The 7,525-nt window shown below is 40.4% G+C and carries 5 protein-coding genes and 1 pseudogene; 1 reads left to right on the top strand and 5 read right to left on the bottom strand.

Going from position 1 to position 7,525, the window contains the following annotated elements; translation table 11 throughout:
• From GEZ89_RS03335 to GEZ89_RS03320, 4 genes and pseudogenes are all read right to left on the bottom strand, one after another.
• Positions 1–585: pseudogene (locus GEZ89_RS03335) on the bottom strand (hypothetical protein); the annotation flags it as partial.
• Positions 586–671: 86 nt separating this feature from the next.
• The gene (locus GEZ89_RS09540) at positions 672–1,433 is read right to left on the bottom strand and encodes a DUF6261 family protein (protein ID WP_194251826.1); all 762 of its coding nucleotides are present in this window, start codon (positions 1,431–1,433) and stop codon (positions 672–674) included.
• 25 nt (positions 1,434–1,458) lie between these two features.
• Positions 1,459–1,671 carry a hypothetical protein gene (locus GEZ89_RS03325; RefSeq protein WP_153224961.1) on the bottom strand — a complete coding sequence of 71 codons (213 nt, stop codon included), beginning with the start codon at positions 1,669–1,671 and terminating at the stop codon, positions 1,459–1,461.
• Positions 1,672–2,054: 383 nt separating this feature from the next.
• The gene (locus GEZ89_RS03320; RefSeq protein ID WP_153224960.1) at positions 2,055–5,045 is read right to left on the bottom strand and encodes a type I restriction endonuclease subunit R; all 2,991 of its coding nucleotides are present in this window, start codon (positions 5,043–5,045) and stop codon (positions 2,055–2,057) included.
• 155 nt (positions 5,046–5,200) lie between these two features.
• On the opposite strand from GEZ89_RS03320, the gene GEZ89_RS03315 reads away from it, so the two are divergent.
• Positions 5,201–5,821 carry a TVP38/TMEM64 family protein gene (locus tag GEZ89_RS03315; RefSeq protein ID WP_045763499.1) on the top strand — a complete coding sequence of 207 codons (621 nt, stop codon included), beginning with the start codon at positions 5,201–5,203 and terminating at the stop codon, positions 5,819–5,821.
• Positions 5,822–6,109: 288 nt separating this feature from the next.
• On the opposite strand, the gene GEZ89_RS03310 is transcribed toward GEZ89_RS03315, so the two are convergent.
• A complete protein-coding gene (locus GEZ89_RS03310) occupies positions 6,110–7,264 on the bottom strand; it encodes an MFS transporter (protein WP_153224959.1) in 1,155 nt (384 codons plus the stop codon).
• Positions 7,265–7,525: the final 261 nt, after the last annotated feature.

Here is a 7,525-nt window from a genome sequence, read left to right as displayed (position 1 = left end):
ATATATAATTTGATATGCCCCTTTTGTATTATTTAAAATTTCTCGTTTATGAACTTCCACTTCTTGAAGAAAATCTCTTAAATCTAAACTATACAAATCTATCATATAGTCAATATTAATTATTTTTTCTGGAAGAGAACTATATAATGCTACTTCTTGACTTCGTTTGGAAACATTCAACAGTTCATTTTTCAAAGCAATTTCAGCTAACATCTTATCTGAGATCTCTCCCAATAAAGCATCTTCCGATTCATAATCACTAAAGAATTCTTTATCACATGAATGACATATAAATTTAAACGTCCCAGAATTTTTTACTCCTTTTTCAGTCTCAAACATATCTATATCTTCAAAAGCCATCAGTAAACTGGACTGCATAATTTTTCCATTCTCAGACAAATGTTTTAAGACAAATTGAGGAACCGAATGTGAATTACAAAGTTTTGTAAGTTTTTTGCCACACAGTAAACATTTTTCGGGCCTAGAAATATTCCTAGCTTCTTGAAACCGCCTAGAGACTTCTTTTTTAATTTCAATATCAGGTATTCTCATCTCAACCTTTCTAAATAAATAATTAATTTTCATTAAATGGATTTCTAATATAATAAAATTATACCACGAATCCACCAAAAAACGTCTTTAGATAATAATATATCTAAAGACGTTTAGTTTTATCCTGCTACTTGTGTCGCTTCTTCTACTTTTACTTTCTTATCCTTCTTACTTGAACCACTCAATCGTCGTTTACTATCTCGGATTGTATTGAGGTCTTTAAGGAGTTTGGTCAGGTGTTCTTTTTCAGGATAGGCTTCTGCGCTGGCTGCAGTATATCGCATAAAGAGGTCGTAGATGCTAGTTAGTTCGGTACGGACTTGTTTGGTCTTGCCTACTTCCTTAGCAGACTTAAGCGCACGCGCCTTACTTTCCACTTGGTCGTATTCCTCTTGAGCACTAGTCACTGCTAATAGCATTGGATTTAGTCCTAGACTTGTAACAGCTCCATAATAAGGTTCTGCACTCAATGTTTTCAAAAGACTCTTGATTTCTGCCGTTTCAACATCGTTACTGTGTTTGGTAATATCCTTGTACTTAGTAAAGACTGGCTTAAGTGTCTCATAGGCTTCCTTGAGTCTGCTTTCCTTGATCTTAGCAAAGCCTCTATGAATGGTAAAGAGACCTACTAAAGCACTATCTCTTTCCTTATCCACTGTTGTCAAACTAGTAGACTCTTTCTTCTCCACACTAGCCAGCTGGTGTTGAAATTCCTCTAACTTTGTTTTAAAGCTTCCTAGGTGCTTAGCATACATATCTTCATCTTTTTGTGCTTCAGTAAAGGTCTCAAGAATCTTATAAGTGTCAATCATCAAGCTTTCAAACTCACGGTTGGTAAAGTTGCTGTAAGTAAGTGGCCGAATGGTGTAGTTTTTTGTCATAGGTATTGCCTTTCTAGTTAATCTTTTATTTTTTCGTATGGTCCAAAATATACTTAATCAGTCCTGGAAGTCCTTCATGCTTTTCATCTGATTGTACAAAAATTCTATGCCCCTGATGGGGAAACCAAGTTCCATCCTTTATTGCATTAGTTTGAAATAAACTAGCGATTAGAATTAAAAGCCCAATCATCACAATCGAATAGAAAAGATCTTCCTCTTTTTCTTTATCTTTTTTCATCATTTTCTTCCTTTAAGTTGATAGCTAAATTCTATCAAATAAGTTAGTGTTTTTGTCTCCCATCCCCTCAACTGTCTATTTTTTACACTCAACTGTTCTATTGAGGTATTTTAGGTGATATTAAGATAAAAAGTCCCTATCCAACTGGGAAATGATTTCCCAAGTAGATAGAGACTATATATTTTTAAAAAATTGAGGATTGTAAGAGTATAAACCTATGAAATTTTAGGAAAGAACTGTATTCGAATGTTAGAAGTCTTCAAAAATTCCTCAAGCAAACTTTTCGAAGTCTAGAACACTTATAAATTTATGTATACTTCGCAATTATATGTTGATAATACACATAAATCATAAGAGTTCAAGATATTCGACTTTTTTGGTAACTACCTCCCAACCCTCAACGGCTCAATCACTTCTTCGATCAGTTGGGTATAGGCTTCTTTGATTTGTTTTTTATAGAGGAGTGGGTTGAGGGCATCTGTCACCTCAACTTTATAGTCCTTGTAGCGCTGACTCTTGGTCAGTTGACTTTCTCCTAGTTGTTTTTTTGCTCCCTTGCGGTAGTGATTGACATAGTAGCGGAGTTCATCTTCACCAACATACCAGGTCTTACTAAAGTCTTGGATATGCTGCTGAATGACTGCCTCAATCATCTGATCAAGGATATTGGCGATGGATTGACCTCTATAGCGGTCTGGATTTGCCTGTACTTCTTGCCAAAGTTCTGAGATGATCTGGGTAAGGTTTGGATTGGTCTTCTCCAGACTTTGGATATAGGTATCCACTGCTTCTCTGTCCTGTGCACTGAGACTCTTTTCCTGACTTTGCTCCTGCTCGATCAGGCTTTGGATCAGGGTCAGGATATAGGCGTAGTTAATCTCATCGACTTGGATAGACTCTAGTTCATAGTGGATATCCAGTGGCTCCCCATCCTCATCACCATCTTCTGAACGACTTTTAAGTTCGGCAAGGATATTTTGATAGAAGCCTAGATAGGTTTCCAATTCATCTGCGGTTAGTCCAGTCTCTGCATAGATTTCTTCCTCGTTATACTCTTTATAAACTCGGATAGAAGCCAAGTATTTATCAAAGGATTGATAAGCCTTGGCTAGTTTTCTCAATTCAGGTGTAGAGATTTGCTCGATTTGGAGTCCTTCTTCGGGGTCATCTGTGATGAGATTTTGGAAGTCGCTACAACTCCGCAAAAAGTTTCTCTTTTCTTCTTCCCAGCTAGGTGCTAGGACATCATTTTCTCCACCATTTGAGTAGAGTTTGAGGGCATTATCCACTGCTTCCTTAAAGGCTATAGGCTTTTGGAAAGTAATGATATGACCATAGGTTTTACTGGAGTCAAAGATGCGGTTGGTTCGGCTAAAGGCCTGTATCAAGTCCTGCGGTTGCATTGGTTTACGATCGATAAAGAGGGTCGATAAACAAGGGGCATCAAATCCAGTTAAGAGACGATTGACCACGATAACCAAGTCCAACTGCTCCTTGCGATAGAGATACTTGTCTTGCTTGCGGGCAAGCCGGTTATTAACATCGGTGTTAAAGCCACGGAGATCCGCCATTGTAAAGTGAGTATCAAACTCTTGGTTATAGTCCTCTAAGACCTGTTTCATGTGGTCTTGGTTGGCTCTTGAGTCTTCTTCGTTTTCAGTGACGGAGTAGGTGATGGTCGCCTTTGGAAAGTCTGGAAGGACCATCTTGACCCTCTCTGATACCTTGACCCGTGTTTGACCAGCCTTGACTCTTTTGAGAAGGTCATAGTAGGCTTGGGCTTGAGGGATAGACTTGACGGTTAGGATGGCATTGTAGGTATTGCCCACTCCTTTTTGGAAGCCCAGTTGTTGGCGCGATTTATTGATAATGGCATCCAAGACTTCCAGCATGTGCTCCTCATTTTCATAGACGGTATCTGGTATTTCATTTTCAGACTGGTCTGTGATGAGGGTATTGCGATAATCCACTTTAAAGCCTAAGACAGCTCCGTCATGGATGGCTTCCTTGACTGTATACTCATGGAGACGGTCTCCATACTGTTGTTGGGTGGTTTGAGCTAGGTCACCGACTTGCTGGCGTTTATTTTCCTTAAAGATGGGTGTGCCTGTAAATCCATACCAGAGGGACTGTGGGAAAAAGGCTTTAATGTCTTTTTGTGTTTGTGGCGTCACGGCACGGTGGCATTCATCCACGACAAAGGCCACTCGGAGTCCCTTGATTTTGTCCGCATCTCGTTGGTAAAGGCCTTGGTCAAACTTGCGCATCATGGTGGTGATTTTCTGGATGGTTGTCACCACGACACGCTTATCATTACTGCCTAAGCGCTTAACCAAATCATGTGTATTATCCGTCTCGTCGATATCAATGACATCATTGGTCGCATACGAGAGGAAGGATGATGTGGTCTGTTGGTCCAAGTCCCTGCGGTCAACGACAAAAATCGTCTTTTGGATGGATGGAATCTGAAGGAGATTCCTCGCCACCTTATAAGAAGTCAAGGTCTTCCCTGAACCTGTTGTATGCCAGACATAGCCTGATGCTTGCTGGCGAGAGGATTCTTGCACTGCTTCGATTGCGTGGATCTGATAGGGGCGCAAGAGGATAAGAGATTTCTTGCTATCATCAATGACCGAATACTGCATGACCATCTGATGCGCACGAGGGATAGAAAGGACTTCGTGGGCAAAACTAGTCAGGTTTGTCACAGGATGATTGTCCTTATCCACCCACTTGGTTAGAAATTGCTTGTTGAGTTTATTTTCACGAGCTGCAGCGATATAGCGTGTATCGACCTTATTGGTCACAACAAACATCTGTAAGCTAGAGTAGATACCACGGAATTTCCCTTCACGGTCATATTTTTTAATCTGGTGAAAGGCATCGATAAATGCTGCTTGGGAACTCTTGAGCTCAATTTGAATCATAGGCAAGCCGTTGATAAGGAGAGTAACATCCAATCTACGGTCTTGATCCAGAGGATTTACTTTTTCTCTTTGGACTTGATTGACAACTTCGTAGCTAGACTTTCCTGCTGCGATATTGTCACGCCAAATGACTGACAAACGGATGGTGCCTAGACTTGCATCTTCTCTTTGAACCTCAACTTTGGCAATGCCATTTTCTCCGACCAACCACTTGGCCGCATCATAGTAGCTGACAAAGTTGAGTTGGTTCTGAATCTGGCGTTTTTCCTGTTCAGTTAAGGGATGGTCTGCCAGCAGAGCAACGTTGTTTTGGGCTAGTTTCTCAAAGAAATTGTCCCATAGTTGTTCTTCTATTTTTAGGTCTTCTCTATAAGTCCATTGGCTTTCACCAGTTACCAGCTGGTTAATCAGTTGTTTTTCTATTTCCAGTTCTGGTTTTACCTGCATCTATATTCCTCCTTCAGGGACAATATTCTTGCTATTATTATATCATAGACCTATCAGAAAAACTTCTGATTTCACTATCTTCACTTTAATAATACAAATAGTCTTTCTCCTTAAAATATGGTATAGTAGAATCATACTACACAAGAGGAGTTTACATGTCACACGATAAAGAAATGAAAGCTGTTTCTCCCCTTCTACAGCAAGCAATCAATATTTCTTCCATCATCGGTGGAGTTGGTACTTTGATTTTCTGTATCTGGGCCTATCAGGCTGGAGTCTTGCATTCTAAGGAAACCCTATCTGCCTTTATCCAACAGGCCGGTATCTGGGGGCCACCACTCTTTATCTTTTTACAGATTTTGCAGACGGTTGTTCCTATCATTCCTGGTGCTCTGACATCCGTTGCCGGTGTCTTTATCTACGGGCATATAGTGGGGACGATTTACAACTATATTGGTATTGTTATTGGTTGCGCCATTATCTTTTACCTGGTGCGTCTCTACGGAGCCCCCTTTGTTCAGTCTGTCGTCAGTAAGCGTACCTATGATAAGTACATTGGCTGGTTGGATAAGGGCAATCGTTTTGACCGTTTCTTTATTTTTATGATGATTTGGCCAGTTAGCCCAGCGGACTTTCTCTGTATGCTGGCTGCTCTAACCAAGATGAGCTTCAAGCGCTACATGACCATCATCATCTTGACCAAGCCCTTTACCCTGGTTGTTTACACTTATGGATTGACCTACATCATTGATTACTTTTGGCAAATGTTCGCCTGATCACTAAAAAAAGGTTGAACAAAAACTCAATTTTATACTCAATGAAAATCAAAGAGCAAACTAGAAAGATAGCCGCAGGTTGCTCAAAGCACTGCTTTGAGGTTGTAGATAAGACTGACGAAGTCAGTCACATATGTAATCCAAGGTGAAGCTGACGTGGTTTGAATTTGATTTTCGAAGAGTGTTATCAGAAAATGAAAAAAATAAAACGCATAGTATCAAGGCTTTTCAACACCTGATATTATGCGTTTTTCTGATTGTAATAACTTTTTGCCCAGCCTCTTTTTGTTAAGCTTCTTTTTTCAATAGGAGAGAAACAAGGACTGATGTCACAATCATCCATGCTCCTAGAATGATAAAGGTCATTCGACCATCTGTAGTCACCAAGCCAATTCCTGAAAGAACAAATGGTGTTAAGGAAGCACCAAAACTACATCCCAAAACAGCATAGGAAGTTGCTTTGTTGAGGAGTTTTGCTGGGATTCTCTCAGAAATTAACTGAAAGACTGTCGTCAGAGCGATGCTGTAGGCGAATCCTCCTAAGACAGAACCTGCAACGACAACCCAAAGAGAAGGTGAAAGAGCGATGATGATTTGCCCAATACCAAAGGTTACACCCGCAACCAATAACAATTTTTCCTTAAAGGCGGAGATGAGGAAAGAAAAGCTAATTCCCGCCAGAATCCCAATCAACTGCATGGCACTGAGTACCAGACTAGACAACTGAGCATCTCCAAAGCCTGCCTCAATCATGAGACTAGGAATACGGAAGGTAATAGCTGTATTGGTACATACAATGACTGCAGCTCCGACAGCTAGGAAGAAAATCAGCTGTAGCATGGAGCGAGTTAGTTTCGCTGCTTCTTCTGTCTTTTGCTTGGACTCATGAACTTCTTCTTTGTTATAAGGGACAAAGAGAAGGAAGAGTACAAGAACCACTAGACCTGCAGCGTAGGCTAGGAAGGTTGCAGTCCAGCCAAAGGCCAAAAGCTGACCGACTGTCAAGGTCAAGATAGAGGCTCCCACTACCTCAGCTGAACCACGAAAACCAAGCATCTGGATACGAGTCTTGCCATGGTACCGTTCACTGATGATAGAGATAGCCTTGGCGTTTAGCATCCCCACACCAATCCCAAAAAGAAGACGAGTAGCAAAGACAAAGTAGTAATCCTGATACCAGAAGGGAGCTGTTCCACTGATTGACAAGATCAAGAGTCCCAAGGTCAACTGAAGTCGTTCAGGAAAAATCCGTTCTAAAACTCCATTTAAAAGGAGCATAGCCATAATCCCAAAGGATGGGAGACTGACTAGAAGTTCAACCTGACCAGTCGAATAGCCCTGATAATAGTCAAACATGGATGGTAGGGCACTTGATATTGAAAATGATGTGATCAATACTAACGATAGAGAAAGTATACTCACTTTTTCCAAAAATTGTTTCATTTTATCCTCATTCATTATTTATGTTAAGTCAAAAGAGCTAGATATTACTGTAGAAATAAAAGATTTCTTTCATCTAGTCCCTATAACTCTTTTAGCAAAAAGGTCCTTTCCTATCATACACTGTTTCCCAAAAATTGGCAAGCAACTGATACTCAATGAAAATCAAAGAGCAAACTAGGAAGCGAGCCGCAGGTTGCTCAAAACACTGTTTTGAGGTTGTGGATAGAACTGACGAAGTCAGTAACAAATATACGCCAAGAC

This window comes from Streptococcus mitis (genome assembly GCF_009496285.1).
GTDB lineage: Bacteria > Bacillota > Bacilli > Lactobacillales > Streptococcaceae > Streptococcus > Streptococcus mitis_BP.
Note: the sequence above shows the minus strand (reverse complement) of the source record. Positions and strands in the feature narration are given on the sequence as shown.

What these genes read in the sequence shown, in the direction of transcription:
- GEZ89_RS09540 (WP_194251826.1), bottom strand. Translation starts at nt 1,433, where the DNA reads ATGACAAAAAACTACACCATTCGGCCACTTACTTACAGCAACTTTACC.
- GEZ89_RS03325 (WP_153224961.1), bottom strand. Translation starts at nt 1,671, where the DNA reads ATGAAAAAAGATAAAGAAAAAGAGGAAGATCTTTTCTATTCGATTGTG.
- GEZ89_RS03320 (WP_153224960.1), bottom strand. Translation starts at nt 5,045, where the DNA reads ATGCAGGTAAAACCAGAACTGGAAATAGAAAAACAACTGATTAACCAG.
- GEZ89_RS03315 (WP_045763499.1), top strand. Translation starts at nt 5,201, where the DNA reads ATGTCACACGATAAAGAAATGAAAGCTGTTTCTCCCCTTCTACAGCAA.
- GEZ89_RS03310 (WP_153224959.1), bottom strand. Translation starts at nt 7,264, where the DNA reads ATGAAACAATTTTTGGAAAAAGTGAGTATACTTTCTCTATCGTTAGTA.